The 24,940-nt window shown below is 65.8% G+C and carries 19 protein-coding genes and 5 tRNA genes; all 24 read right to left on the bottom strand.

Annotation, left to right across the window (positions count from 1 at the left end):
* Nucleotides 1-11: 11 nt before the first annotated feature.
* The 24 genes from fusA to NUG20_RS05300 all read right to left on the bottom strand — a co-directional run bounded on the left by fusA (nucleotide 12) and on the right by NUG20_RS05300 (nucleotide 24,882).
* On the bottom strand, nucleotides 12-2,102 hold the full coding sequence (gene fusA, locus NUG20_RS05415) for an elongation factor G (protein WP_263397406.1): 2,091 nt from the start codon (nucleotides 2,100-2,102) through the stop codon (nucleotides 12-14).
* A 140-nt stretch (nucleotides 2,103-2,242) separates the two neighbouring features.
* On the bottom strand, nucleotides 2,243-2,710 hold the full coding sequence (rpsG, locus tag NUG20_RS05410) for a 30S ribosomal protein S7 (RefSeq protein WP_003469159.1): 468 nt from the start codon (nucleotides 2,708-2,710) through the stop codon (nucleotides 2,243-2,245).
* Between the two features lie 11 nt (nucleotides 2,711-2,721).
* On the bottom strand, nucleotides 2,722-3,096 hold the full coding sequence (gene rpsL, locus NUG20_RS05405; protein WP_003469157.1) for a 30S ribosomal protein S12: 375 nt from the start codon (nucleotides 3,094-3,096) through the stop codon (nucleotides 2,722-2,724).
* A gap of 220 nt (nucleotides 3,097-3,316) precedes the next feature.
* A complete protein-coding gene (gene rpoC / locus NUG20_RS05400; RefSeq protein WP_263397405.1) occupies nucleotides 3,317-7,534 on the bottom strand; it encodes a DNA-directed RNA polymerase subunit beta' in 4,218 nt (1,405 codons plus the stop codon).
* A gap of 140 nt (nucleotides 7,535-7,674) precedes the next feature.
* Nucleotides 7,675-11,826, bottom strand: coding sequence for a DNA-directed RNA polymerase subunit beta (rpoB, locus tag NUG20_RS05395; RefSeq protein ID WP_263397404.1), 4,152 nt, complete (start codon nucleotides 11,824-11,826; stop codon nucleotides 7,675-7,677).
* A gap of 294 nt (nucleotides 11,827-12,120) precedes the next feature.
* Complete coding sequence (gene rplL, locus NUG20_RS05390; RefSeq protein WP_128421188.1) at nucleotides 12,121-12,492, bottom strand: 50S ribosomal protein L7/L12; 372 nt, start codon at nucleotides 12,490-12,492, stop codon at nucleotides 12,121-12,123.
* Between the two features lie 63 nt (nucleotides 12,493-12,555).
* Nucleotides 12,556-13,095: a 50S ribosomal protein L10 gene (gene rplJ / locus NUG20_RS05385; protein WP_206234835.1), complete on the bottom strand. Its 540-nt coding sequence runs from the start codon at nucleotides 13,093-13,095 to the stop codon at nucleotides 12,556-12,558.
* A 484-nt stretch (nucleotides 13,096-13,579) separates the two neighbouring features.
* Entirely contained in the window at nucleotides 13,580-14,278 is a 699-nt protein-coding gene (gene rplA / locus NUG20_RS05380; protein WP_179571231.1) for a 50S ribosomal protein L1, read from the bottom strand.
* A gap of 3 nt (nucleotides 14,279-14,281) precedes the next feature.
* Entirely contained in the window at nucleotides 14,282-14,710 is a 429-nt protein-coding gene (gene rplK / locus NUG20_RS05375; protein ID WP_145699993.1) for a 50S ribosomal protein L11, read from the bottom strand.
* A 200-nt stretch (nucleotides 14,711-14,910) separates the two neighbouring features.
* Entirely contained in the window at nucleotides 14,911-15,468 is a 558-nt protein-coding gene (gene nusG, locus NUG20_RS05370; protein WP_185813745.1) for a transcription termination/antitermination protein NusG, read from the bottom strand.
* A 13-nt stretch (nucleotides 15,469-15,481) separates the two neighbouring features.
* Nucleotides 15,482-15,895 (bottom strand): preprotein translocase subunit SecE, encoded by a 414-nt coding sequence (gene secE, locus NUG20_RS05365; protein WP_263397403.1) that lies wholly within the window; start codon nucleotides 15,893-15,895, stop codon nucleotides 15,482-15,484.
* Nucleotides 15,896-15,945: 50 nt separating this feature from the next.
* A tRNA-Trp gene (locus NUG20_RS05360) sits at nucleotides 15,946-16,021 on the bottom strand.
* Nucleotides 16,022-16,155: 134 nt separating this feature from the next.
* Nucleotides 16,156-17,346 (bottom strand): elongation factor Tu, encoded by a 1,191-nt coding sequence (tuf, locus tag NUG20_RS05355; RefSeq protein ID WP_060747701.1) that lies wholly within the window; start codon nucleotides 17,344-17,346, stop codon nucleotides 16,156-16,158.
* Nucleotides 17,347-17,391: 45 nt separating this feature from the next.
* Nucleotides 17,392-17,467: transfer RNA gene (locus tag NUG20_RS05350), tRNA-Thr, on the bottom strand.
* 30 nt (nucleotides 17,468-17,497) lie between these two features.
* Nucleotides 17,498-17,571 (bottom strand) — tRNA-Gly (locus NUG20_RS05345).
* A gap of 32 nt (nucleotides 17,572-17,603) precedes the next feature.
* Nucleotides 17,604-17,689, bottom strand: a tRNA-Tyr gene (locus tag NUG20_RS05340).
* Nucleotides 17,690-17,857: 168 nt separating this feature from the next.
* Complete coding sequence (ychF, locus tag NUG20_RS05335; protein ID WP_263397402.1) at nucleotides 17,858-18,949, bottom strand: redox-regulated ATPase YchF; 1,092 nt, start codon at nucleotides 18,947-18,949, stop codon at nucleotides 17,858-17,860.
* Nucleotides 18,950-19,023: 74 nt separating this feature from the next.
* Nucleotides 19,024-19,608 (bottom strand): aminoacyl-tRNA hydrolase, encoded by a 585-nt coding sequence (pth, locus tag NUG20_RS05330; RefSeq protein WP_263397401.1) that lies wholly within the window; start codon nucleotides 19,606-19,608, stop codon nucleotides 19,024-19,026.
* Nucleotides 19,609-19,663: 55 nt separating this feature from the next.
* Nucleotides 19,664-20,311, bottom strand: coding sequence for a 50S ribosomal protein L25/general stress protein Ctc (locus tag NUG20_RS05325; protein ID WP_263397400.1), 648 nt, complete (start codon nucleotides 20,309-20,311; stop codon nucleotides 19,664-19,666).
* Nucleotides 20,312-20,478: 167 nt separating this feature from the next.
* On the bottom strand, nucleotides 20,479-21,438 hold the full coding sequence (locus tag NUG20_RS05320) for a ribose-phosphate diphosphokinase (protein WP_179568115.1): 960 nt from the start codon (nucleotides 21,436-21,438) through the stop codon (nucleotides 20,479-20,481).
* Nucleotides 21,439-21,583: 145 nt separating this feature from the next.
* Nucleotides 21,584-21,660, bottom strand: a tRNA-Gln gene (locus NUG20_RS05315).
* A gap of 14 nt (nucleotides 21,661-21,674) precedes the next feature.
* Nucleotides 21,675-22,538: a 4-(cytidine 5'-diphospho)-2-C-methyl-D-erythritol kinase gene (gene ispE / locus NUG20_RS05310; protein ID WP_263397399.1), complete on the bottom strand. Its 864-nt coding sequence runs from the start codon at nucleotides 22,536-22,538 to the stop codon at nucleotides 21,675-21,677.
* Complete coding sequence (gene lolB / locus NUG20_RS05305) at nucleotides 22,535-23,152, bottom strand: lipoprotein insertase outer membrane protein LolB (RefSeq protein ID WP_263398398.1); 618 nt, start codon at nucleotides 23,150-23,152, stop codon at nucleotides 22,535-22,537. Before lolB ends, ispE begins: the two co-directional genes overlap by 4 nt.
* Nucleotides 23,153-23,184: 32 nt before the next feature.
* Nucleotides 23,185-24,882, bottom strand: coding sequence for a tetratricopeptide repeat protein (locus NUG20_RS05300; protein WP_263397398.1), 1,698 nt, complete (start codon nucleotides 24,880-24,882; stop codon nucleotides 23,185-23,187).
* Between the last annotated feature and the right edge of the window lie 58 nt (nucleotides 24,883-24,940).

Below are 24,940 nucleotides of genomic sequence, written 5' to 3'. Positions count from 1 at the left end.
TCTCGCTAATCTCAGCTCTTCTTGATGACCGACTCGGCGATGTTGGCCGGCGCTTCGGCGTAATGGTCGAACTCCATCGAGAACGTGGCGCGACCCTGCGACATCGAGCGCAGCGTGGTGGCGTAGCCGAACATTTCGCCCAGCGGCACCATCGCGTTGATCACCTTGCCGGACGGACTGTCGTCCTGGCCCTGCAGGATGCCGCGACGACGGCTGACGTCGCCCATCACGTCGCCCAGATAGTCTTCCGGGGTCACGACCTCGACCTTCATGATCGGCTCCAGCAGCACCGGGCTGGCCTTGTTGAAGCCTTCCTTGAAGCCCATCGAGCCGGCGATCTTGAACGCCATTTCCGAGGAGTCGACGTCATGGTACGAACCGTCGATCAGGCGCACCTTGACGTCCACGATCGGGTAGCCGGCCATCACGCCATTGGCCACCGCTTCCTGGATGCCCTTGTCCACCGCCGGGATGTATTCCTTCGGCACCACGCCGCCGACGATCGCATTCTCGAAGGTGTAGCCCAGGCCACGCTCCTGCGGCTCGATCTCGAGCACGACATGACCGTACTGGCCCTTACCGCCGGACTGGCGCACGAACTTGCCTTCCTGCTTGACCGCCTTGCGGATGGTCTCGCGGTAGGCCACCTGCGGCTTGCCGACGTTGGCTTCGACGTTGAACTCGCGCTTCATGCGGTCGACCATGATTTCCAGGTGCAACTCGCCCATGCCGCGGATGATGGTCTGGCCGGATTCTTCATCGGTGTTGACGCGGAACGAGGGATCTTCCTGCGCCAGACGGCTCAGCGCGATGCCCATCTTTTCCTGGTCCGACTTGGTCTTCGGCTCTACCGCCATCGAGATCACCGGCTCCGGGAACACCATGCGCTCCAGGATGATGATGTTGTCCTGCGCGCACAGCGTGTCGCCGGTGGTGACGTCCTTCAGGCCCACCGCCGCGGCGATGTCGCCCGCGCGCACTTCCTTGATCTCTTCGCGATTGTTGGAGTGCATCTGCAGGATGCGGCCCACGCGCTCCTTCTTCGACTTGACCGGGTTGTACACCTGGTCGCCGGAGTTCAGCGTGCCGGAGTAGACGCGGAAGAAGGTCAGCGAGCCGACGAACGGGTCGGTCATGATCTTGAACGCCAGCGCCGAGAACGGCGCGGTGTCGGTGGCCGGACGGCTGTCTTCCTTGTCGTCCTCGTCGATGCCCTTGACCGGCGGACGGTCGCTGGGCGACGGCAGCAGCTGGATCACGCCGTCGAGCATCGCCTGCACGCCCTTGTTCTTGAACGCGGTGCCGCAGTACACCGGCACCACTTCCACCTTCAGGGTGCGCTCGCGCAGGCCGCTGACGATTTCCTCTTCGGACAGCTCGCCCTCGTTGAGGTACTTGTCCATCAGCTCTTCGTTGGCTTCGGCCGCGGCCTCGACCATGAACGCGCGCGCCTCGACGGCCTTGTCGGCCAGATGGGCGGGGATCTCGCGGTACTCGAACACGGTGCCCTGCGAAGCGGTATCCCAATGGACCGCCTTCATCTTGATCAGGTCGACCACGCCCTCGAAGCCGTCTTCGGCGCCGATCGGCACCTGCATCGGCACCGGGTACGCGCCCAGGCGCGACTTCAGCTGCTCGACGACCTTGTCGAAGTTGGCGCCGGTACGGTCCATCTTGTTGACGAAGGCAAGACGCGGCACCGCGTACTTGTTGGCCTGGCGCCACACGGTCTCGGACTGCGGCTGCACGCCGCCGACCGCGCACAGCACGAATACCGCGCCGTCGAGCACGCGCAGCGAACGCTCGACTTCGATGGTGAAGTCGACGTGCCCGGGGGTGTCGATGATGTTGAAGCGGTGCTGCGGCAGCGACTTGTCCATGCCGCTCCAGAACGCAGTGGTCGCGGCGGAGGTGATGGTGATGCCACGCTCCTGCTCCTGCTCCATCCAGTCCATCGTCGCGGCACCGTCATGCACCTCGCCGATCTTGTGGCTGACGCCGGTGTAGAACAGGATGCGTTCGGAGGTGGTGGTCTTGCCGGCATCGATGTGGGCCATGATGCCGAAGTTGCGGTAACGCTCGATGGGAGTGTTGCGGGCCACAGGGAGCCTCTCAGAATTCTTGGATTGCGGATGGCCGAACGCCGCCTTGCGGCGGCCTTCGGATTTGTGCAGCGCTCAGCGGCGCCACTAGCAGCACATTTAGATTGTGCTGACGGGCCCTGTTTCCAAGGCCCGGAAGGTCACCAGCGGTAATGCGCGAACGCCTTGTTCGCTTCCGCCATGCGGTGGGTTTCTTCGCGCTTCTTGATGGCGCCACCACGGTTTTCCGAGGCGTCGACCAGCTCGGCCGCGAGCTTGCGCGGCATCGAGTTCTCGCCGCGCTTGCGCGCCGAGTCGATCAGCCAGCGCATGGCCAGCGCCATGCGACGGGAGGAACGCACCTCGACCGGCACCTGGTACGTGGCACCGCCGACGCGGCGCGACTTGACTTCGACCGCCGGAGCGACGTTGTCCAGCGCTTTCTGCACCAGCTCGACCGCATTCGGGTTTTTCTCGCCGATGACGTCCATTGCGCCGTAGACGATCTTTTCGGCGACCGACTTCTTGCCGCTCAGCATCACCATGTTGATGAAACGGGCGATGGTTTCGCTGCCGTGCTTGGGATCCGGCAGGACGGTGCGCTGCGGAGTAGAACCTTTACGAGACATTGTGCTTTCCCTTAGCTCTTCGGACGCTTGGCGCCGTACTTGGAACGACCCTGGCGACGCTTGGCGACGCCGGCGGCATCGAGCGAACCGCGCACGGTGTGGTAGCGCACGCCCGGCAGATCCTTGACGCGACCGCCGCGGATCAGGACCACGGAGTGCTCCTGCAGGTTGTGGCCTTCGCCGCCGATGTAGCTGATGACCTCTTCCTGGTTCGTCAGGCGCACCTTGGCGACCTTACGCAGGGCCGAGTTCGGCTTCTTCGGGGTGGTGGTGTACACGCGCGTGCAGACGCCACGGCGCTGCGGGCACTTGTCAAGCGCCGGGGAGGCGCTCTTGTAGGTGGTCGCCTGCCGCGGCTTGCGGACCAGCTGGTTGATCGTCGCCATCAGTGGATTCTTCTGATTGAGGCCGTGGGGCCTGGATGCGTGAAAACGAAGGCAGGCCGAAGGACGGCCTGCCGAGACAGGAAAGTATAGCGGGCAAGTAAAAGCTCCGTCAACTCAACGGAAACTTAACTTGCTGGCCCCTCCTGGGCCGGTACGGGGCGCATCCGCTGCGCCCCTTGTCGCTTGGAACGATCGGCCCCGCGGACGGGGCCGATCCGGCTCACTCTTCGCTGCTGGCAGCCGCCGGTGCGGGCGTTTCGACCGCCGGCTCGGCGTTGCCGCCGGACAGGGTCTGCATTTCCGACTCGGTCAGGCCGCTGGAGTTGCGACGGCGCAGGCTGTGGTAGGCCAGGCCGGTGCCGGCCGGGATCAGGCGGCCGACGATCACGTTTTCCTTCAGGCCGCGCAGCGTGTCGCTGGTGCCGCGGACCGCCGCCTCGGTGAGGACGCGGGTGGTCTCCTGGAACGAGGCCGCCGAGATGAACGACTCGGTGGCCAGCGAGGCCTTGGTGATGCCCAGCAGCACCGGGTCGTACTTGGCCGGCAGCTCGTTGCGGGTGGCCAGGCGGGCATTTTCCTCAATGACGCGCTGGCGCTCGGCCTGCTCACCGTTGAGGAACTTGCTGTTGCCCTGGTCGGTGATCTCGACCTTGCGCAGCATCTGCCGGGTGATGACCTCGATGTGCTTGTCGTTGATCTTCACGCCCTGCAGGCGGTACACGTCCTGGATTTCCTTGACCAGGTACGCGGCCAGCGGCTCCACGCCGAGCAGGCGCAGGATGTCCTGCGGGCTCGGCTCGCCGTCGACCACGGTCTCGCCCTTGGCCACGTGCTCGCCTTCGAACACGATGATCTGGCGGTACTTCGGGATCAGCTCTTCGTGTTCCGAACCATCGGTGTCCTTGATGATCAGGCGCTGCTTGCCCTTGGTGTCCTTGCCGAAGCTGATGATGCCCGAGCGCTCGGCCAGGATCGCAGGATCCTTCGGCTTGCGCGCTTCGAACAGATCGGCCACGCGCGGCAGACCACCGGTGATGTCGCGGGTCTTGGACGCTTCCTGCGGGATCTTGGCGACCACGTCGCCCACGCCCACCGCCGCACCATCCTGCAGGTTGACGATCGAGCGCGGCGGCAGCAGGTACTGCGCCGGCAGATCGGTGCCCGGGATGGTCAGGTCGTTGCCCTTGCCGTCGACGATGCGCACGATCGGGCGCAGGTCCTTGGCCTGGGTGCCGCGACGCTTCGGATCGGTGATCTCGCGCGAGGCCAGGCCGGTCAGATCGTCGGTCTTCTCGATGACGGTGACGCCGTCGATGAAGTCGATGAAGCGGATGAAACCGGCCACTTCCGACACGATCGGGTGGTTATGCGGATCCCAGTTGGCGACCGACTGGCCGGCCTTGACCGCGTCACCGTCCTTCGCGGTGATCGTGGCGCCGTAGGCCAGCTTGTAGCGCTCGCGCTCGCGGCCGTGGCCGTCGAGCACCGACAGTTCGCCCGAACGCGACACCGCCACCAGCGAACCGTTGGCGTGTTCGACCGACTTGAGGTTGTTGAACTTGATCGAACCGGTGGTCTTGACCGTGATGTTGTCCACCGCCGCCGCACGCGACGCCGCGCCGCCGATGTGGAAGGTACGCATGGTCAGCTGGGTACCGGGCTCGCCGATCGACTGCGCGGCGATGACGCCGACCGCTTCGCCGATGTTGACCAGGTGGCCACGCGCCAGGTCGCGGCCGTAGCAGCGGGCGCACACGCCGAACGAGGATTCGCAGGTGATCGTGGAGCGCACCTTCAGCGTCTGCACGCCGGCCTCTTCCAGCTTGGCCACCCACTGCTCGTCGAGCAGCGTGTTGCGGGTGACGATCGGATCCTCGTCGTTGCCCGGCAGGAACACGTCCTCGGCCACCACGCGGCCGAGCACGCGGTCGCGCAACGGCTCGACCACGTCGCCGCCTTCCACGATCGGGGTCATGGTCAGGCCGTCGGTGGTGCCGCAGTCCGGCTCGGTGATGACCACGTCCTGCGCCACGTCGACCAGGCGACGGGTCAGGTAACCGGAGTTCGCCGTCTTCAGCGCGGTATCGGCCAGACCCTTACGCGCGCCGTGGGTGGAGTTGAAGTACTCCTGCACGTTCAGGCCTTCGCGGAAGTTGGCCTTGATCGGGGTCTCGATGATCGAGCCGTCCGGACGCGCCATCAGGCCGCGCATACCGGCCAGCTGACGGATCTGCGCCTGGCTACCACGCGCACCGGAGTCGGCCATGATGTACAGCGAGTTCATCGACTTCTGGTCGATGGTCTCGCCCTTGGCGTTGACCACCTTCTCGGTGCCGATGGTATCCATCATCGCCTTGGCGATGCGCTCGTTGGTGCGCGACCAGATGTCCACGACCTTGTTGTAGCGCTCGCCGGCGGTGACCAGGCCCGACTGGTACTGCTCCTGAATTTCCAGCACTTCCTGCTCGGCTTCGCCGAGGATGCCCTTCTTCTCCGACGGGATCAGCATGTCGTCGATGCCGATCGACACGCCGGCGCGGGTCGCGTAGGCGAAGCCGGTGTACATCAGCTTGTCGGCGAACACGACGCTGTCCTTCAGACCCAGCTGGCGGTAGCTGGAGTTGATCAGGCGGCTGATGTTCTTCTTGGTCAGCTCAGTGTTGGCCAGCGCGAACGGCAGGCCTTCCGGCAGGATTTCGGCCAGCAGCGCGCGCCCGATCGTGGTGTCCACGATCGAGGTCTTCTTGCTGCGGTTGCCGTCCTCGTCGATCACCGTCTCGGTGATGCGGACCTTGACCTTGGCGTGCAGTTCCACCACGCGGTTGTCGTAGGCGCGCTTCACTTCGGCGATGTTGGCGAACACCATGCCCTCGCCCTTCTTGTTCTCCAGGGCGCGGCTCATGTAGTACAGGCCCAGCACCACGTCCTGCGACGGCACGATGATCGGCTCGCCGTTGGCCGGCGACAGGATGTTGTTGGTGGACATCATCAGCGCGCGCGCTTCCAGCTGCGCTTCCAGCGACAGCGGCACGTGCACGGCCATCTGGTCGCCGTCGAAGTCGGCGTTGAACGCGGTACACACCAGCGGATGCAGCTGGATCGCCTTGCCTTCGATCAGCACCGGCTCGAACGCCTGGATGCCCAGGCGGTGCAGGGTCGGCGCGCGGTTCAGCAGCACCGGATGCTCGCGGATGACCTCTTCCAGGATGTCCCAGACTTCGGCTTCTTCGCGCTCGACCAGCTTCTTGGCGGCCTTGATGGTGGTGGCCAGGCCGCGACGCTGCAGCTTGGCGAACACGAACGGCTTGAACAGCTCCAGCGCCATCTTCTTCGGCAGGCCGCACTCGTGCAGGCGCAGGGTCGGGCCGACCACGATGACCGAACGGCCGGAGTAGTCCACGCGCTTGCCCAGCAGGTTCTGGCGGAACCGGCCCTGCTTGCCCTTGATCATGTCGGCCAGCGACTTCAGCGGGCGCTTGTTGGTGCCGGTGATGGCACGGCCGCGACGGCCGTTGTCCAGCAGCGCATCCACCGACTCCTGCAGCATGCGCTTCTCGTTGCGCACGATGATGTCCGGCGCATTGAGTTCGAGCAGGCGACGCAGGCGGTTGTTGCGGTTGATGACGCGGCGGTACAGGTCGTTCAGATCGGAGGTCGCGAAGCGGCCGCCGTCCAGCGGCACCAGCGGACGCAGGTCCGGCGGCAGCACCGGCAGCACGGTCATCACCATCCACTCCGGACGGTTGCCCGACTCGAGGAAGGCTTCGACCAGCTTGATGCGCTTGGTCAGACGCTTGAGCTTGGTTTCCGAGCCGGTGCCGGCGATCTCTTCGCGCAGGCGGGTCATTTCCGACTGCAGGTCGATCGTGCGCAGCAGCTCGTACACCGCCTCGGCGCCCATGGCGGCGTCGAAGTCGTCGCCGTGCTCCTGGCGCGCGGTCAGGAACTGCTCTTCGGTCAGCAGCTGGCGGCGCTCCAGGGCGGTCAGGCCCGGCTCGGTCACCACGTAGGCTTCGAAGTACAGCACGCGCTCGATGTCGCGCAGGGTCATGTCCAGCATCAGGCCGATGCGCGACGGCAGCGACTTCAGGAACCAGATGTGCGCGACCGGCGAGGCCAGGTCGATGTGGCCCATGCGCTCGCGGCGCACCTTGGCCAGGGTGACCTCGGTGCCGCACTTCTCGCAGACCACGCCACGGTGCTTCATGCGCTTGTACTTGCCGCACAGGCACTCGTAGTCCTTGATCGGGCCGAAGATCGCGGCGCAGAACAGGCCGTCACGCTCCGGCTTGAAGGTACGGTAGTTGATGGTTTCCGGCTTCTTCACTTCGCCGAAGGACCACGAACGGATCAGGTCCGGCGAGGCCAACGCGATCTTGATCGCGTCGAAGTCCAGCGTCTGGCGCTGCTGGTTGAAGAGGTTGAGCAGGTCTTTCATTGGGTATCTCCGGGTCGGAGGAATTTCGTATCGAGGACGGGGCGGGAAGGCTTACTGCGGGACTCGGGACTCGGGACTCGGAAAGCAAGAGCGCTCGCGCTTCTCGCTTTTCCGAGTCCCGGGTCCCGGGTCCCGGCTCCTTAGTCTTCCAGTTCCATGTTGATGGCCAGCGAGCGGATTTCCTTCACCAGGACGTTGAAGGATTCCGGCATGCCCGCGACCATCTCGTGCTCGCCGTCGACGATGTTCTTGTACATCTGGTTGCGGCCCTGCACGTCGTCGGACTTCACCGTCAGCATTTCCTGCAGGGTGTAGGCCGCGCCGTAGGCTTCCAGCGCCCAGACTTCCATTTCACCGAAGCGCTGGCCGCCGAACTGCGCCTTGCCGCCCAGCGGCTGCTGGGTGACGAGCGAGTACGGACCGGTGGAGCGCGCGTGCATCTTGTCGTCGACCAGGTGGTTCAGCTTCAGCATGTGCATGTAGCCGACCGTGGTGTGGCGATCGAACGCCTCGCCGGTGCGGCCGTCGTACAGCTGGGTCTGGCCGCTGATCGGCAGGTCGGCGAGCTCGAGCATGTGCTTGATCTCCGCCTCCGTCGCACCGTCGAACACCGGGGTGGCCATCGGCACGCCGTCGGTCAGGTTGCCGGCCAGGCGCAGCAGCTCCGCGTCGCTGAACTGATCCAGGTCCACACGGTCCTCGCCCAGCTTCTGGTCGTGGTTGTAGATCTGGGTCAGGAACTTGCGCAGGTCGGCGACCTTGGTCTGCGCTTCGAGCATGTTCTGGATCTTGCGACCCAGGCCCTTGGCGGCCCAACCCAGATGCACTTCCAGCACCTGGCCGATGTTCATGCGCGACGGCACGCCCAGCGGGTTCAGCACGATGTCCACGGTCTCGCCGTTGGCCATGTACGGCATGTCCTCGATCGGCTGGATCATCGACACGACACCCTTGTTGCCGTGGCGACCGGCCATCTTGTCGCCGGGCTGGATGCGGCGCTTCACCGCCAGGAACACCTTGACCATCTTCAGCACGCCCGGGGCGAGGTCGTCGCCGGCGGTGATCTTGCCGCGCTTGTCGGCGAAGCGACGCTCGAATTCCTTCTCGTGCGCCTGGATCTGCTTCTGCGCGCGCTCGATCGCGTCCGACGGCTCCTCGTCCTTCATCCGCAGCGCGAACCAGTCGGCCTTCTTCAGCCCGTCCAGGTACGCGTCGGTGATGGTGTCGCCCTTCTTCAGGTTCGGACCGCCGTTGGCGACCTTACCGATCAGCTGGGCGCGCAGACGCGCGTAGATCGCGCTTTCCAGGATGCGGAACTGGTCGTCGAAGTCCTTCTTGACCCGCTTGATCTCGTTTTCCTCGATCTGGCGGGCGCGCTTGTCCTTCTCGATGCCGTCGCGGGTGAACACCTGCACGTCGATGACGGTGCCGTCCATGCCCGGCGGCACGCGCAGCGAGCTGTCCTTCACGTCCGAGGCCTTCTCGCCGAAGATCGCGCGCAGCAGCTTCTCTTCCGGAGTCAGCTGGCTCTCGCCCTTCGGCGTGACCTTGCCGACCATGATGTCGCCGGCGCGCACTTCGGCGCCGATGTACACCACGCCCGACTCGTCCAGGCGGTTCAGCGCCTGCTCGGACACGTTCGGGATGTCGGCGGAGATTTCCTCCGGCCCGAGCTTGGTGTCGCGCGCCACGCAGGTCAGCTCTTCGATGTGGATCGTGGTGTAGCGATCCTCTTCCACCACGCGCTCGGAAAGCAGGATGGAGTCTTCGAAGTTGTAGCCGTTCCACGGCATGAACGCGATCAGCATGTTCTGGCCCAGGGCCAGCTCGCCGATGTCGGTCGATGGACCGTCGGCCAGCACGTCGCCGCGCGCGATCACGTCGCCCACATTGACCAGCGGACGCTGGTTGATGCAGGTGTTCTGGTTGGAGCGCGTGTACTTGATCAGGTTGTAGATGTCCACGCCGGCATCGGTGCCGCCGCCGATCTCTTCCTCGTTGACCTTGACCACGATGCGCGCCGCGTCGATCTGCTCGATCACGCCGCCGCGCTTGGCGTTGACGGTCACGCCCGAGTCGCGCGCCACGGCGCGCTCGATGCCGGTACCGACCAGCGGCTTCTGCGCACGCAGCGTCGGCACGGCCTGGCGCTGCATGTTCGCGCCCATCAGCGCGCGGTTGGCGTCATCGTGCTCCAGGAACGGCACCAGCGCCGCCGCGATGGACACGGTCTGCATCGGCGACACGTCCATGAAGTGCACTTCGGCCGGCGGCTTCAGCAGCGACTCGCCCTGGTAGCGGCACGGCACGAACTGCTCGGTCAGGCGGCTCTTGGAATCGTGCAGCGCGTTGGCCTGCGCGATCACGTACTCGTTCTCCTCGATCGCCGACAGGTACTCGACGTCGTCGGTGATCTGGCCGTCCAGCACCTTGCGGTACGGCGTCTCCAGGAAGCCGTACTGGTTGGTGCGGGCATACACCGCCAGCGAGTTGATCAGGCCGATGTTCGGGCCTTCCGGCGTCTCGATGGTGCAGACGCGGCCGTAGTGGGTCGGATGCACGTCGCGCACTTCGAAGCCGGCGCGCTCGCGGGTCAGACCGCCCGGGCCCAGCGCGGAGACGCGACGCTTGTGCGTCACTTCCGACAGCGGGTTGTTCTGGTCCATGAACTGCGACAGCTGCGAGGAGCCGAAGAACTCCTTGATCGCGGCGGCCACCGGCTTGGCGTTGATCAGTTCCTGCGGGGTCAGGCCTTCGGACTCGGCCATCGACAGGCGCTCCTTGACCGCGCGCTCGACGCGGACCAGGCCCACGCGGAACACGTTCTCGGCCATTTCGCCGACCGAACGCACGCGACGGTTGCCGAGGTGGTCGATGTCGTCGACCACGCCGCGGCCGTTGCGGATCTCGGTCAGGACCTTGATCACTTCCAGGATGTCGGAGCTGTCGGCGTGCTCGGCGACCAGACGCTTGGACTCTTCGTCGTTGCGCTCGCCGAAGTACTTCTTGTCGTACAGCACCGACTCGCCGGTGACTTCCTTGCGGCCGACACGGCGGTTGAACTTCATGCGGCCGACAGTGGACAGGTCGTAGCGCTCGAAGGTGAAGAACAGGTTGTGGAACAGGTTCTGCGCGGCGTCCTTGGTCGGCGGCTCGCCGGGACGCATCATGCGGTAGATCTCGACCAGCGCTTCCAGCTGGGTCTTGGTCGGATCGATGCGCAGGGTGTTGGACAGGTACGGACCACGATCCAGGTCGTTGACCCACAGCGTGCCCACGGCGTCGACGCCGGCCTTGCGGAACGCGGTCAGCTGGTCTTCGCTGATCTCGTCGTTGGCGCTGGCCAGCAGTTCGCCGGTCGAGGCATCGACCACGTCGTGCGACAGGATGCGGCCGACCAGGTACTCGTCGGGGACGGCCAGCGCGGCGACGCCGGCGGCTTCCAGCTGCTTGACGTGGCGCGCGGTGATGCGCTTGCCGGCCTCGACGATGACCTTGTCGCCATCGGCCAGGTCGAAGTTCAGCGTCTCGCCGCGCAGGCGCTCGGGCACCAGCTCCAGCTGCACGCCTTCCTTGGGATCGATGTGGAAGGTGTTGATCTCGAAGAACTCGGCCAGCATCTCTTCGTTCGAGTATCCCAGCGCGCGCAGCAGGATCGACACCGGCAGCTTGCGGCGGCGGTCGATACGGGTGAACAGCGCGTCCTTCGGGTCGAACTCGAAGTCCAGCCAGGAACCGCGGTACGGAATGATGCGGGCGCTGTACAGCAGCTTGCCCGAGCTATGGGTCTTGCCGCGGTCGTGGTCGAAGAACACGCCCGGCGAGCGGTGCAGCTGCGAGACGATGACGCGCTCGGTGCCGTTGACGATGAAGGTGCCGTTGTCGGTCATCAGCGGGATCTCGCCGAGGTAGACCTCCTGCTCCTTCACGTACTTGATGGCCTTGGTCGACGACTCGCGGTCGTAGATCACCAGGCGCACGGTCACGCGCAGCGGGGCGCCGTAGCTCATGCCGCGCTGGCGGCATTCACGCTCGTCGAACACCGGGTCGCCCAGCTTGTAGCCGACGTACTCCAGGGCCGCGTTGCCGCTGTAGCTGGAGATCGGGAACACCGATTTCAGGGCCGCGTGCAGGCCGTGGTCCGAACGCTTGTTCGGCTCGGTGTTCTCCTGCAGGAACTCGCGGTAGGAATCCACCTGGATCGCCAGCAGGAACGGCACTTCGAGGATCGAGCGCTGCTTGCCGAAATCCTTGCGGATACGCTTCTTTTCGGTGAACGAATAAGACGTCATGAGGTATCACCTTGGCTGTGCGGGCCGCGCGTCCGCGGCCCTGAGTGAACATAAATTGTCAGTTGGAAGTCGCTGGTATTGCCGGCACCAGCACGCCTTCTCTTGCTACTTCCAACTACCAACTCGGTGTGGCCGAGACTGGGGATGACGGGATTCGGGATGGGCCAAACGAGCGCCATCGAATCCCCAATGCCGAATCTCCAATCCCGGCTTTGCAACAACGGCCAAAGGCCGGGGACTTGCGTCCCCAGCCTTCGATGCATCACCTGACACGCTGGCGATGCAAGATGCCGATTACTTGATTTCGACGGTCGCGCCGGCGGCCTCAAGATCCTTCTTGAACTTCTCGGAATCTTCCTTCGACACAGCTTCCTTGACGGTCTGCGGAGCACCTTCGACCAGGTCCTTCGCTTCCTTCAGGCCCAGGCCGGTGATGGCGCGGACGGCCTTAATGACTTCGACCTTCTTCTCGCCGACAGCCTTCAGGATGACGTTGAACTCGGTCTGCTCTTCGACCGGGGCGGCGGCAGCGGCCGGGCCGGCAGCGGCGACCGGGGCGGCGGCGGAGACGCCAAACTTCTCTTCGATGGCCTTGACCAGCTCCATCACTTCCATGAGGGACTTTTCGGCGATTGCGTCGACGATCTGTTCGTTAGACAGGGACATTGTGATTACCTTTGGAATTTTTTCTGGATGAGGTTCTAGTGAACCGTTTCAGGTGTCGCGAACTTAAGCCGTTTCGGCCGGGGCTTCTTCGGCTGCGGCGGGGGCTTCTTCGCCACCACCGAGCTTGTCGCCCACTGCCTTGACCGCGCGGGCGAACATGCTCGCCGGCTCGGCGAGGACACGTGCCAGCATGGCCAGCGCCTGCTCGCGGGTCGGCAGCGATGCCAGCACCTCGAGATGAGCGGCCGGATACAGCTGGCCACCCACAGACACGACCTTGGCCTGCAGCTTGTCGTTACCCTTGGCGAATTCCTTGATCAGACGACCGGCAGCGCCGGGTTCTTCCGTCGAGAACGCATACAGCAGCGGACCGACCAGCGCGTCCTGGACGCACTCGTATTCGGTACCGGCAACGGCACGCGAGGCCAGGGTGTTCTTGACAACACGCAAGTACACACCGGTTTCGCGCGCCTTCTTGCGCATCGCGGTCAGCTGGGCGACCGTGATGCCGGCGTACTCGGCAGCAACCAAGGAGTGAGCCTTCGCGGCAACGTCTGCCAGTTCGGCGACGACTTCTTGCTTCTGGGACAGATTGAGAGCCATTGCACTCCTCCGTTAAAGCCGGGCTCGAGGCCGATGGTTCGGGAGTCGCAGGAGCCGTGATGCGCTCTTGCCAATCCCCAATCCCGAATCCCGAATCCCTGCTTCAAACAAACTCCGCTCACGGCTCCTGCCGCTTGCGGTCCTGGGCGGCCTCCATCCTGGATGCCGGGGACGCCGAATGGCATCCCAGTTGGTGGCCGTTCCAGACCTGGAGTGAGCGCGCCCGGGAAACCCGAGTCGGCTTGAACCAGAAAAACTCCAGAAAGGCGGCACCATCTACGCCGGCCCGTCCCCGAGAGGACTGGATTAAGCGATCCCGCTGTACCGACGGCGACTCCTTGCCATATCGAGCTTCCGTGCCCGTCGTCGGTATGCGCCGACCGCGCCTGCGGTCTTTGACGGCTTCGCCTCGAGTTGCCCCTCGGCGACGCCTTCAAAAGGGTGGAACCGGCGGCGCCCCTCGCGGAGCGCCGCCGTGTCGCGATTACTTCAGGGACAGCGAAGCCTGATCGACGGTGACGCCCGGACCCATGGTCGAGCTCACCGAGATCTTCTGCAGGTAGGTGCCCTTGGAGGTCGCCGGCTTGGCCTTGACCAGGTCCATCAGCAGCGCCTGCAGGTTGTTCTTCAGCGCATCGTCTTCGAAGCTGGCCTTGCCGATGGTGCAGTGGATGATGCCGGCCTTGTCGGTGCGGTAGCGCACCTGACCCGACTTGGCGTTCTTCACCGCTTCGGCCGGATTGGCCGACACGGTGCCGACCTTCGGGTTCGGCATCAGGCCGCGCGGGCCCAGCAGCGTGCCCAGCTTGCCGACGACGCGCATCGCGTCCGGGGTGGCGATGACCACGTCGTAGTTCAGGTCGCCGGCCTGCATCTTCTCGGCCAGGTCGTCCATGCCGACGGCTTCGGCGCCAGCGGCCAGGGCTTCGTCAGCCTTGGCGCCGGCCGGGGCGAACACCGCCACGCGCACGCTCTTGCCGGTACCGGCCGGCAGCACGGTGGAACCGCGCACCTGCTGGTCGGACTTCTTGGCATCCACGCCCAGGCGCACGGCCACGTCGACGGCTTCGACGAACTTGGCCTTGCTGGTGGACTTGATGATCTTCAGCGCTTCGTCGATCGAATACGCCTTGCCCGGCTGCACGGCAGCACGGATTGCTTTCTGTCGCTTGGTCTGTGCCATCGCTTAACCCTCCACCGTCAGGCCCATGCTGCGGGCGGAACCCGCAATCGTACGCACCGCCGCTTCCAGCTCGGCTGCAGTCAGGTCGGCTTCCTTCGCCTTGGCGATCTCTTCGAGCTGCTTGCGGGTGACCTTACCCACCTTTTCGGTGTTCGGGCGCTTGGAACCGGAGGTGACGCCTGCGGCCTTCTTCAGCAGCACGCTCGCAGGAGTGCTCTTGGTGATGAAGGTGAAGGTACGGTCCGAATAGGCCGTGATGATGACCGGAGTGGGCAGGCCCGGCTCCAGCTTCTGCGTGGCGGCATTGAACGCCTTGCAGAATTCCATGATGTTCAGGCCGCGCTGACCCAGCGCAGGACCGACCGGCGGCGAGGGGTTGGCCTGACCGGCCTTCACCTGCAGCTTGATGTAACCGACTACTTTCTTTGCCATTTTAGTGGTCTCCGGGTGCTAGCGCCCAACCTGCAGGCTCCCCATCGCGACGGGAAAATCACGTGTCCCGCCATCACGTTTGAAGTGCGCAGAAAGCCGCCTTGCGGCGGCTTCCGGTCCTGCCAGGCGGCGAGCCTGGACAGCGAGCCGCGCAGTATAGCAGAGATTCTGGCGTCCGGCGCAGCCGCGCCGGCGCGGGCTCAGGCCTTCTCGACCTGGCCGAATTCCAGCTCCACCGGGGTGGAGCGGCCGAAGATCAGCACTGCGACGCGCAGGCGGCTCTTCTCGTAGTTGACTTCCTCGACCACGCCGTTGAAGTCGTTGAACGGACCATCGGTGACCCGGACCATCTGGCCCGGCTCGAACAGCACCTTCGGACGCGGCTTCTCCACGCCATCCTGAACGCGCTGCAGGATCGCATCGGCCTCTTCGTCGCGGATCGGCAGCGGGCGATCGGCGGTCCCGCCGATGAACCCCATCACCTTCGAGGTTTCCTTGACCAGATGCCAGCTTTCGTTGTCGATGCGCGGGATACCGGCTTCTTCGTGGGTCTCGATCTGCACCAGCACGTAGCCCGGGAAGAACTTGCGCTCGGAACGGCGCTTCTGGCCGGAGCGCATCTCGATCACTTCCTCGGTCGGCACCAGCACGTCGCCGAAGCGCTCCTGCATCTCGTCACGCACAATGCGGTCGCGCAGCGCTTGGGCCACGGACTTCTCGAAGCCTGAATAGGCGTGAACGACATACCAACGCTTCACTGCTGCACTCTCCTCAACGACTCACGAACCACTGCATCAGCTTCTGGATCAGGAAATCGAACCCGCCCAGCAGCAGACTCAGAATGATCACCACCACGATCACGACCCAGGTGGTGCGGATCGCTTCCTGACGGGTCGGCCAGACCACCTTGCGCAGTTCGAACCGGGATTCGGAAATGAACTCGCGGGACTCGCGCCCCTTGGCGGTCAGCAGAAACACCGCGGCCGCAGCGACCAGGCCGACGATGACCGCCAGGCCACGCAACGGACCGGACCAGCTCCCCAACTGCGTCGCACGACTCGGCTCGCCGAACCAGAACCAGACAAACAGGCCAGCGACCACCAGCAGTGCAGCGATGACGTACTTGACGATATCGCCGCCTGAGGAAGCGGTGGTGCCTTTGGAATGCTCGATCTTGCTGTTCATCCGACTCTTGCGGCTATGCGACCAAGGTCACTGGATAGGGAGCGGCAGATTGGCACGCCAGGAGGGACTCGAACCCCCAACCTGCGGTTTTGGAGACCGCTGCTCTGCCAATTGAGCTACTGGCGTGTAGTAACGAACGCTGCACTTCCCTTAGACGGCGAAGGCGGACCGAAGGTTCCGGCCCGCCCTTCGCTGAACCCGACGGCCGAAGCCGCCTGCACATCGTCAAACTCCGGCGACCGAAGTCGCCGGAGCGGGCATTACTTGATGATCTTGGCGACCACGCCGGCGCCGACGGTGCGGCCACCTTCGCGGATCGCGAAACGCAGGCCTTCGTCCATCGCCACCGGGTTGATCAGCGTGACCACCATCTTCACGTTGTCGCCCGGCATCACCATCTCCACACCTTCCGGCAGCTCGCAGGCGCCGGTGATGTCGGTGGTGCGGAAGTAGAACTGCGGACGGTAGCCCTTGAAGAACGGGGTGTGGCGGCCGCCCTCGTCCTTCGACAGCACGTACACCTCGGCTTCGAACTCGGTGTGCGGCTTGATCGAACCCGGCTTGCACAGCACCTGGCCGCGCTCCACGTCGTCACGCTTGGTGCCGCGCAGCAGCAGGCCGGCGTTGTCGCCCGCCTGGCCCTGGTCCAGCAGCTTGCGGAACATTTCCACGCCGGTGACCGTGGTCTTCTGCGTGGCGCGGATGCCGACGATTTCGATTTCGTCGCCCACCTTGATGATGCCGCGCTCGATACGACCGGTCACCACGGTGCCGCGGCCGGAGATCGAGAACACGTCTTCCACCGGCATCAGGAACGGCTTGTCGACGTCGCGCTGCGGCTCGGGGATGAACGTATCCAGCGCCTCCACCAGCTTCAGGATCGACGGCACGCCGATCTCGCTCTGGTCGCCTTCCAGCGCCAGACGCGCCGAACCGTGGATGATCGGGGTGTCGTCGCCCGGGAAGTCGTACTTGCTCAGCAGCTCGCGCACTTCCATCTCGACCAGCTCGAGCAGCTCGGCGTCATCGACCATGTCGGCCTTGTTCAGGAACACCACGATGTGCGGCACGCCGACCTGGCGCGACAGCAGGATGTGCTCGCGGGTCTGCGGCATCGGGCCGTCAGCGGCCGAGCACACCAGGATCGCGCCGTCCATCTGCGCCGCACCGGTGATCATGTTCTTGACGTAGTCCGCGTGGCCCGGGCAATCGACGTGCGCGTAGTGGCGGTTCGGGGATTCGTACTCGACGTGCGCGGTCGAGATCGTGATGCCGCGCGCCTTCTCTTCCGGCGCCGCGTCGATCGCGTCATACGCCTTGAACTCGCCGCCGAAGCGCTCTGCGCCGATCTTGGTCAGCGCCGCGGTCAGCGTGGTCTTGCCGTGGTCGACGTGACCGATGGTGCCGACGTTGACGTGCGGCTTGGTGCGCTCGAACTTACCCTTGGCCATGGCTGCTTCTTCTCGGTGATCGTAGAAAGATTTGAAGACTGAATATGGTGCTCACGAAAGGAATCGAACCTTCGACCTCCTCCTTACCAAGGAGGTGCTCTACCGACTGAGCTACGTGAGCGTAGTTCTATTGTGACACAAGCGCGTTCAATGGAGCGGGAGACGGGAATCGAACCCGCACCATCAGCTTGGAAGGCTGAGGTTCTACCGTTGAACTACTCCCGCTACGGGATGTCGCACTGCCACAACAAAAAAACTGGTGGAGGGAGGTGGATTCGAACCACCGAAGGCGTAAGCCAGCAGATTTACAGTCTGCCCCCGTTGGCCGCTTGGGTATCCCTCCATCTACCCGTCCCGATTAGGCCGCAAAGCCGAAATCAGACCGGGGTGAAACAGCCCGCTATTCTTCCCTGACATCCCTGCCTTGTCAACAGTATTTTGACGCGATGTCGCAGGAAACGCCCGATGCCCGCACAGCGCCCGCCACCGGGCGCAAGCGCGCACGTGCGGGTCAGACGTTGAAGCGGAAATGCAGCACGTCGCCTTCCTGCACGCGGTATTCCTTGCCTTCCAGACGCAGCCGCCCGGCCTCGCGCGCGCCGGCTTCGCCCTTGTACTTGATGAAGTCGTCGTAGGCGATGGTTTCGGCGCGGATGAAGCCCTTCTCGAAGTCGGTGTGGATCACCGCGGCGGCCTGCGGCGCGGTCGAGCCGGCCTTCACCGTCCAGGCGCGCACTTCCTTGACGCCGGCGGTGAAATAGGTCTGCAGCCCGAGCAGCGAATACGCCGCACGGATCACCCGGTTCAAGCCCGGCTCGGCCAGGCCCAGGTCGGCCAGGAAGGTGTCGCGGTCGGCATCGTCCAGCTGCGACAGCTCTTCCTCGATCGCCGCCGACACCGGCACCACTTCGGCGCCCTCGGTGGCGGCGCGCGCGCGCACCGCGTCCAGGTGCGGGTTGTTCTCGAACCCGTCCTCGAGCACGTTGGCGATGTACATCACCGGCTTGAGCGTGAGCAGGAACAGGTCGCGCACCAGCGCCTTTTCTTCCTCGTCCAGGCCCGCAGTGCGCCCGGCCTTGCCATCGGCCAGCGCGGCCTGCAGCTTGGCCAGCACCGGCTTGCGCGCGGCCGCATCCTTGTCGCCGCCCTTGGCGCTGCGCTCGGCGCGGTTCAGCGCCTTCTCGACGCTGTCCAGGTCGGCCAGGGCCAGCTCGGTATCGATGGTCTCGATGTCCGAGATCGGATCGACCTTGTTGTTGACGTGGATGACGTCGTCGTTCTCGAAGCAACGCACCACGTGGGTGATCGCATCGACCTCGCGGATGTGCGCCAGGAACTTGTTGCCCAGGCCTTCGCCGCTGGCCGCGCCGGCGACCAGGCCGGCGATGTCGACGAACTCGACCGCGGTCGGCACCACTTTCTGCGGGTTGATGATCTTGGCCAGTTCGCCCAGCCGCGGATCCGGCACCGGCACCACGCCGACGTTGGGCTCGATGGTGCAAAACGGGAAATTGGCCGCCGCGATGCCCGCCTTGGTCAGCGCATTGAACAGGGTCGACTTGCCGACGTTGGGCAGGCCGACGATGCCGCACTTGATGCCCATGGTTCACTTCCGGGATTTGGGATTCGGGATTGGAGATTCGCCATGCCGCACGGCCGCGAATCCCCAATCCCCAATCACGAATCCCTGCTCGTATGCAGCCGCTTCATCGCCTCGTTGAAATCGCCCTGCACCGCCAGCGGCAGTACGGCGATGGCGTCGTCGATGGCGCGGTCGATCAGGATCTGGTCGTCCTTGCTCGCGCGTCCCAACACCCAGGGGACGACCTTGTCCTTGTGCCCGGGATGGCCGATGCCGATGCGCAGCCGATGGAAGCCGGCATGCCCGAGCAGGCGGATGGTGTCGCGCAGCCCGTTCTGCCCGCCGTGGCCACCGTCGAACTTGAGCCGCACCGTACCCGGCGCCAGATCCAGTTCGTCGTGCGCCAGCAGCGCCTGCGCCGGTTCGATCTTCCAGTAGCGCAACGCGGCGGTCACCGCCTTGCCGCTGAGATTCATGAAGGTGGCCGGTTTCAACAGCCACACCGCCTGCCCGGCCACATCGACCTTGGCGGTTTCGCCGAACAGCTTGGCGTCCACGCTCCAGCGCGCGCCGGCCCGCTCGGCCAGGTGTTCGACAAAACGAAACCCGGCGTTGTGCCGGGTGTTCGCGTGTTCGGCTCCGGGATTGCCCAGACCGACGATCAGACGCAGACCAGTCATGCCGCAGCATCGCCGCAGCGCCCGGACCAGGACGGTCCGGGCGCTGCGCAGGCGATTACTTGCCGTCCTTCTTCGCCGGCTCGGCCGCCGCCGGGGCGTCGGTCGCTTCCGGCTCGGCTTCGACACGGCCGTGCTTGGCGATGACCACCGCCACGTCGTGCTCCTTGCCCAGCTTCAGCTCCGGCAGCTCGACGCCAGCCGGCAGCTTCAGGTCGGACAGGTGGATCACGTCGCCGACGGACAGCGAGGACAGGTCGACTTCGACGAACTCCGGCAGGTCCTTCGGCAGGCACACGACCTGGATCTCGTTCAGCTCGTGGGTGACGACGACTTCGGCCGACTTGCCGGCCGGCGAGGTGTCCTCGTTGAGGAAGTGCAGCGGCACCGAAGCGTGCAGCACTTCGTTGTCGTTCACGCGCTGGAAGTCCATGTGCAGGATCAGCTGCTTGAACGGGTGACGCTGCATATCGCGCAGCAGCACCTTCTGCACGTCGCCGTTCAGGCTCAGGCTCAGGATCGACGAATAGAACCAGTCGTTCTGGCTGGCGAGCCAGACTTCGTTGTGGTTGAGCTCGATGTTGACCGGCTTCAGTTCGCCACCGTAGACGATGGCGGGGATCAGGCCGTCGCGACGGAGGCGGCGGCTCGCACCCTTGCCCTCGACCTCGCGGCGCTGAACCTTGATTTCATGTGTGGTTGCCATTTGCGTTTACTACCTTGGTTGAATGAACCGCCTCGCGGCGGTTTTGAGGACTCTTCCGCGACCAGAAGAGTCGTTGGAAAGCCGGGATTCGGCATTCGGGATTGGGGATTCGCCAGAGCAGCGCCGCTGCGAATCCCCAATCCCGAACCCCCAATCCCCGCCCTTGATCAATCGACGTACAACGAACTCACCGACTCGCCGAAGGCGATGCGGCGAATGGTTTCGGCCAACAGCTCGGCGACGCTGAGCTGGCGGATCTTGCTGCAGCCGCGCGCGGCGTCCGACAGCGGGATGGTGTCGGTGACGACCAGTTCGTCGAGCTGCGAATTGCTGATGTTGCTGACCGCCGGACCGGACAGCACCGGATGGGTGCAGTACGCGGCGACCTTCAGCGCGCCCTGCGCCTTGAGCGCGGCCGCGGCGGCGCACAGGGTGCCGGCGGTATCGACGATGTCGTCGACCAGCACGCAGGTCTTGCCTTCGACGTCGCCGATGATGTTCATCACCGTGGACACGTTGGCGCGCGGGCGGCGCTTGTCGATGATCGCCAGGTCGGCGTCGTCCAGGCGCTTGGCCACGGCGCGGGCGCGGACCACGCCGCCCACGTCCGGCGACACCACGATCAGGTTGTCGGTGCCGTAGGCGCGCCAGATGTCGGCCAGCAGCAGCGGCGAGGCGTAGACGTTGTCGACCGGGATGTCGAAGAAACCCTGGATCTGGTCGGCGTGCAGGTCGACGGTGAGCACGCGGTCGGCATTGACCGCGGTGAACATCTTCGCCGCGACCTTAGCGGTGATCGGCACGCGCGAGGAGCGCATGCGCCGATCCTGCCGCGAGTAGCCGAAGTACGGCACCACTGCGGTGACGCTGGCGGCGCTAGCGCGCTTGAGCGCGTCGATCAGCACCAGCAGCTCCATCAGGTTCTCCGCGCTGGGCGCGCAGGTCGGCTGGATCACGAACACTTCCTGCCGGCGCACGTTCTCCTCGATCTCCACCTGCACTTCGCCATCGGAGAAGCGCGACACCATCGCCTTGCCCGGGCGCACGCCCAGTTCCTTGCAGATGCTCTTGGCAAGCGGCTTGTTGGCATTGCCGGAGAACACCAGCAGGTTGCGTTGATCTTGCATGAGAGTGTCTCGGGCGGCGGCGGCAAAGAACGTGCAACGAAGAAACAGCGTGAAACGTGGAAAACCCCAGGCGAAGCACGCTCCTACCTGTTGAACCCCCGCACATGGATGTGCGGGCTCTTGCAGAGGGATCTGCATACACAATTGGCAGGGGCGGTAGGATTCGAACCTACGAATGCCAGGATCAAAACCTGGTGCCTTGGGCCTCTTGGCGACGCCCCTGCATGGAACTGTTGCTATGCCTCCAGCGCGTCGAGCAGCGGCGAGCGGGTCACGCCGCCAGCCACCCAGGCGCGCATCCCATCCGGCAAGGCCGCCAGCGCGCGCACGGCGGCAGCGCGATCGGCGAACTCGACGAAACAACCGCTCCCCGACCCGGTAAGGCGCGGCGTGCCGATCTGCGCGAGCGCCTGGAACGTGGCCTGGATGGCCGGTTCGCGACGGAGCAGCACCGGCTCGAACGCATTGCCGAGCAGGAAACCTGAAACGAAGTCCGCCATTTTCGCGGGCGCGGCATCCCGCGTCAAATCCGGGGCCTGGAACAGCGCTGCGGTGGGCACGTGCACCCCCGGATCGGCCAGCACGTACCAGGCCGGCGGCAGGCGCAGCGGGGTCAGCCGCTCGCCCACTCCCTCGGCCCAGGCGTCGCGGCCGCGCACGAACACCGGCACGTCCGCGCCCAGGGTCAGGCCCAGGCCAGCCAGCGCATCCTCGTCCAGCCCGGCGCCCCACAAGGCGTTCAGCGCGACCAGCGCCGTCGCCGCATCGGACGAGCCGCCGCCAAAACCGCCGCCTGCCGGAATGCGCTTTTCGACGCGGATGTCGACACCTTCCGCAATCTTGGCTTCTTTTTGCAGCAATCGCGCAGCACGCACCAACAGGTCGTCGGCTTCGGCGACGCCGGCCACCGAGTCGCCGAGCCGCGCCACCACACCGTCGGCGCGCACGCGCAAATGCACCGTGTCGCCCCAGTCCAGCAGGCGGAACACGGTCTGCAACGCGTGGTAGCCGTCGGCACGGCGGCCGGTGATCTGCAGGAACAGGTTCAGCTTGGCCGGGGCCGGCCACGCCGACCAGCCGTCCTTCCGCACTGCGCTCATGGCGTGGCGAAGTCCCACTGGTCGAGCAGCAGCCGCACCTTGGCGTCGCCGTTGCGCGCCTCGATGCGCCGCGGCAGCGCCGGGCGGCCGTCGCTGGGCGCATACCACTCCTGGAACTGGATCTCCCAGCCCATCTGCCGCAGCGCCTGCAGCCGCCCGTCGGCGTCGTAGCCGACCTGCTCGGGCGCCTCGGCGTCCACCGCGACCCGCCCACGCACCCAGTCCGGCAGTAGATTGACCGGAATCTCCCAACCGGTGGCCTCGAGCAGCAGCTGCTGGGCGTCCTCGCCTTCGCGCGGGCCGCCCTCCAACCCTTCCAGGCGGCCGGCCTCGTGATGGCTGTCGCCGGTGAGACGCCAACTCTGGCGGGTCACCGGCGCGCTGAGCTCGACCTGGTATTGCCGCTGCTGCTGGGCCCAGTCGATGCGCCCGCTGCCGCCGTTGCGGCCCTTGGTGATCGCCACCCGGCCCTGGAACGACCATTGCGGATGCGCGTCCAGCCAGGCGGCGCGGTCCGCTTCGGCCTGGCGTGCGGCCTCGCCGAGCGGCGCCGTGGCGGCCGGCGGCGCCTGCCGCGGCGCCAGCGAGGTACAGCCGGCCAGCGCCAGCAGCATCGCCAGCGCCCAGCCTGCGCGCAATGCCGGCCTCACGGCGCGACCTTTTCCATCGCCCGCTGCAGCGCGCGATTCTTCGGATCCAGCTTGCGCGCCTCGTCGAAGTACTTGTTGGCCTCGTCCTTCTTACCCTGCTCCCACAGCACCTGGCCGATATGCGCGGCGATCTCCGGGTCCTTGAACAGGGTCCAGGCGCGGCGCAGCTGCACCAGCGCTTCCTGGGTCTTGCCCAGCCGGTACAGCACCCAGCCGTAGCTGTCGATGATCGCGGCGTTGTCCGGATCGGCGGTACGGGCGCGGTCGATCAGTTGCAGCGCCTCGCGGTAGCGGTGGGTGCGATCGGCCAGGGTGTAGCCGAGCGCATTGAGCGCGGCCACGTTCTCCGGCTCGGTGACCAGGATCTTGCGCAGGTCGGCCTCGGCGCGGTCGATGCGGTCGCGCCGTTCCCAGGCCAGGCCGCGCGCGTACAGCAGAGCGTTGTCGTCCGGATAGGCGGCCAGGCCGCGCGCGAACACCTGCAGCTCGCCGGCGTCGTCGCCGCTGCGCTGGCGCAGTTCCGCTTCCAGCACGTAGGCGTCGCGGCGCGCGGCGTCGTCGGCCTCGGCATCGTCCTGCAGCGCGCGCGCCTCGGTGAAGGCGGCATCCTTCTGCCCGAGCTCGTACAGCGCTCCGGCGGTGCGCAGCCGCGCCTCGCTGCGCAGCGGGCTGCCCGGCACGCCGCGATACCAGTCCACCGCTTCCTGATAGCGCTTGAGGAACTCGGCGATCTTGCCGAGCAGCAGGCGCCGCTCCGGATCGGGCTTGGTCGCGCCCTTGCGCAGCTCCTCGTACAGCGCGCCCAGCGCGGTATTGTCCTGCAGCTTGGCCAGCATTGAGGCGCGCAGGCCGTAATTCTGGGTGTCCTGCGGGCCCAGCGCCAGCACCCGCGCCGCCGCGGCGGTGTCGCCGATCGCGTCGTAGGCGTAGGCCAGCGCGCCGCGCAGCTCAGGGTCGCGCGGCGCCTTGGGCTCCACGCCCTGCAGCAAAGCGCGAGCCTGTTCGGTCTTGCCCGCCTGCTGCAGCTGGGTGGCGTGCAGCAAGGCCACCCGCGGCTCTTCCGGGAAGCGCTTGACCAGTTGGTCGACGATGCGCTCGGCCAGCTTGGGCTGTTCCAGGCGCAGCGCCAGGCGCCCGAATTCCTGCCAGGCCTCGAGCTGGTCGGGGATGGCATTGGCATCGAGCAACTGGTCCAGCACCTTCGCCGCCACTTCCGGGTCGCGGTTGCCGCCGACCAGCGCCACCAGCGCGTAGCGCCAGCCGCGCGTGTCTTTGTCGCGCAACAGCGCCACCAGCAGGCCGCGCGCCTGGCGCAGGTTGCCGTTGCGCAGCGCCAGCGAGGCCTCGGCGCTGCGCATCGCCAGCGACTCGGGCGCGCGCTGGCGCCACAGCGCCAGGGCCTTTGCCGCCGCCTCGGTGTCGTTGGCCAGCATCGCGATGCGGGTCGCGCGCTCGGCCAGGCCGGCATCGCCGGGGACCGCGTTGGCCGCTTCCAGGTACCAGTGCGAGGCATCGGCCAGCTGCCCGGCCTGCAGGGCGAATTCGCCGGCCAGGATCGGCGTCAGCGAGGACGGCGCGGCGCTCGGCGGCAGCTTGGCGGTGGCGGTCGGCGCGGCGGCGGCGGCGCCGATGGCCGGCAGCACGGCGAGCGCCGACAGCAATAGAACGATACGGATGCGAATCAATGCGGGCATCGGGGGCGACCGGGCCGTAAAATGGGGCCCTGAATGGCCAGCAGCTTATCGCAAGCAA

The sequence above is a fragment of the Xanthomonas sp. CFBP 8443 genome (assembly GCF_025666195.1).
Taxonomy (GTDB): Bacteria; Pseudomonadota; Gammaproteobacteria; order Xanthomonadales; family Xanthomonadaceae; genus Xanthomonas_A.
Note: the sequence above shows the minus strand (reverse complement) of the source record. Positions and strands in the feature narration are given on the sequence as shown.

Excerpts from the sequence above, each read along its gene's own strand:
- rpsG (WP_003469159.1), bottom strand. The coding sequence starts at position 2,710 with ATGTCTCGTAAAGGTTCTACTCCGCAGCGCACCGTCCTGCCGGATCCC.
- rpsL (WP_003469157.1), bottom strand. The coding sequence starts at position 3,096 with ATGGCGACGATCAACCAGCTGGTCCGCAAGCCGCGGCAGGCGACCACC.
- rpoC (WP_263397405.1), bottom strand. The coding sequence starts at position 7,534 with ATGAAAGACCTGCTCAACCTCTTCAACCAGCAGCGCCAGACGCTGGAC.
- rpoB (WP_263397404.1), bottom strand. The coding sequence starts at position 11,826 with ATGACGTCTTATTCGTTCACCGAAAAGAAGCGTATCCGCAAGGATTTC.
- rplL (WP_128421188.1), bottom strand. The coding sequence starts at position 12,492 with ATGTCCCTGTCTAACGAACAGATCGTCGACGCAATCGCCGAAAAGTCC.
- rplJ (WP_206234835.1), bottom strand. The coding sequence starts at position 13,095 with ATGGCTCTCAATCTGTCCCAGAAGCAAGAAGTCGTCGCCGAACTGGCA.
- rplA (WP_179571231.1), bottom strand. The coding sequence starts at position 14,278 with ATGGCACAGACCAAGCGACAGAAAGCAATCCGTGCTGCCGTGCAGCCG.
- rplK (WP_145699993.1), bottom strand. The coding sequence starts at position 14,710 with ATGGCAAAGAAAGTAGTCGGTTACATCAAGCTGCAGGTGAAGGCCGGT.
- secE (WP_263397403.1), bottom strand. The coding sequence starts at position 15,895 with ATGAACAGCAAGATCGAGCATTCCAAAGGCACCACCGCTTCCTCAGGC.
- tuf (WP_060747701.1), bottom strand. The coding sequence starts at position 17,346 with ATGGCCAAGGGTAAGTTCGAGCGCACCAAGCCGCACGTCAACGTCGGC.
- ychF (WP_263397402.1), bottom strand. The coding sequence starts at position 18,949 with ATGGGCATCAAGTGCGGCATCGTCGGCCTGCCCAACGTCGGCAAGTCG.
- pth (WP_263397401.1), bottom strand. The coding sequence starts at position 19,608 with ATGACTGGTCTGCGTCTGATCGTCGGTCTGGGCAATCCCGGAGCCGAA.
- NUG20_RS05325 (WP_263397400.1), bottom strand. The coding sequence starts at position 20,311 with ATGGCAACCACACATGAAATCAAGGTTCAGCGCCGCGAGGTCGAGGGC.
- NUG20_RS05320 (WP_179568115.1), bottom strand. The coding sequence starts at position 21,438 with ATGCAAGATCAACGCAACCTGCTGGTGTTCTCCGGCAATGCCAACAAG.
- ispE (WP_263397399.1), bottom strand. The coding sequence starts at position 22,538 with ATGAGCGCAGTGCGGAAGGACGGCTGGTCGGCGTGGCCGGCCCCGGCC.
- lolB (WP_263398398.1), bottom strand. The coding sequence starts at position 23,152 with ATGCTGCTGGCGCTGGCCGGCTGTACCTCGCTGGCGCCGCGGCAGGCG.
- NUG20_RS05300 (WP_263397398.1), bottom strand. The coding sequence starts at position 24,882 with ATGCCCGCATTGATTCGCATCCGTATCGTTCTATTGCTGTCGGCGCTC.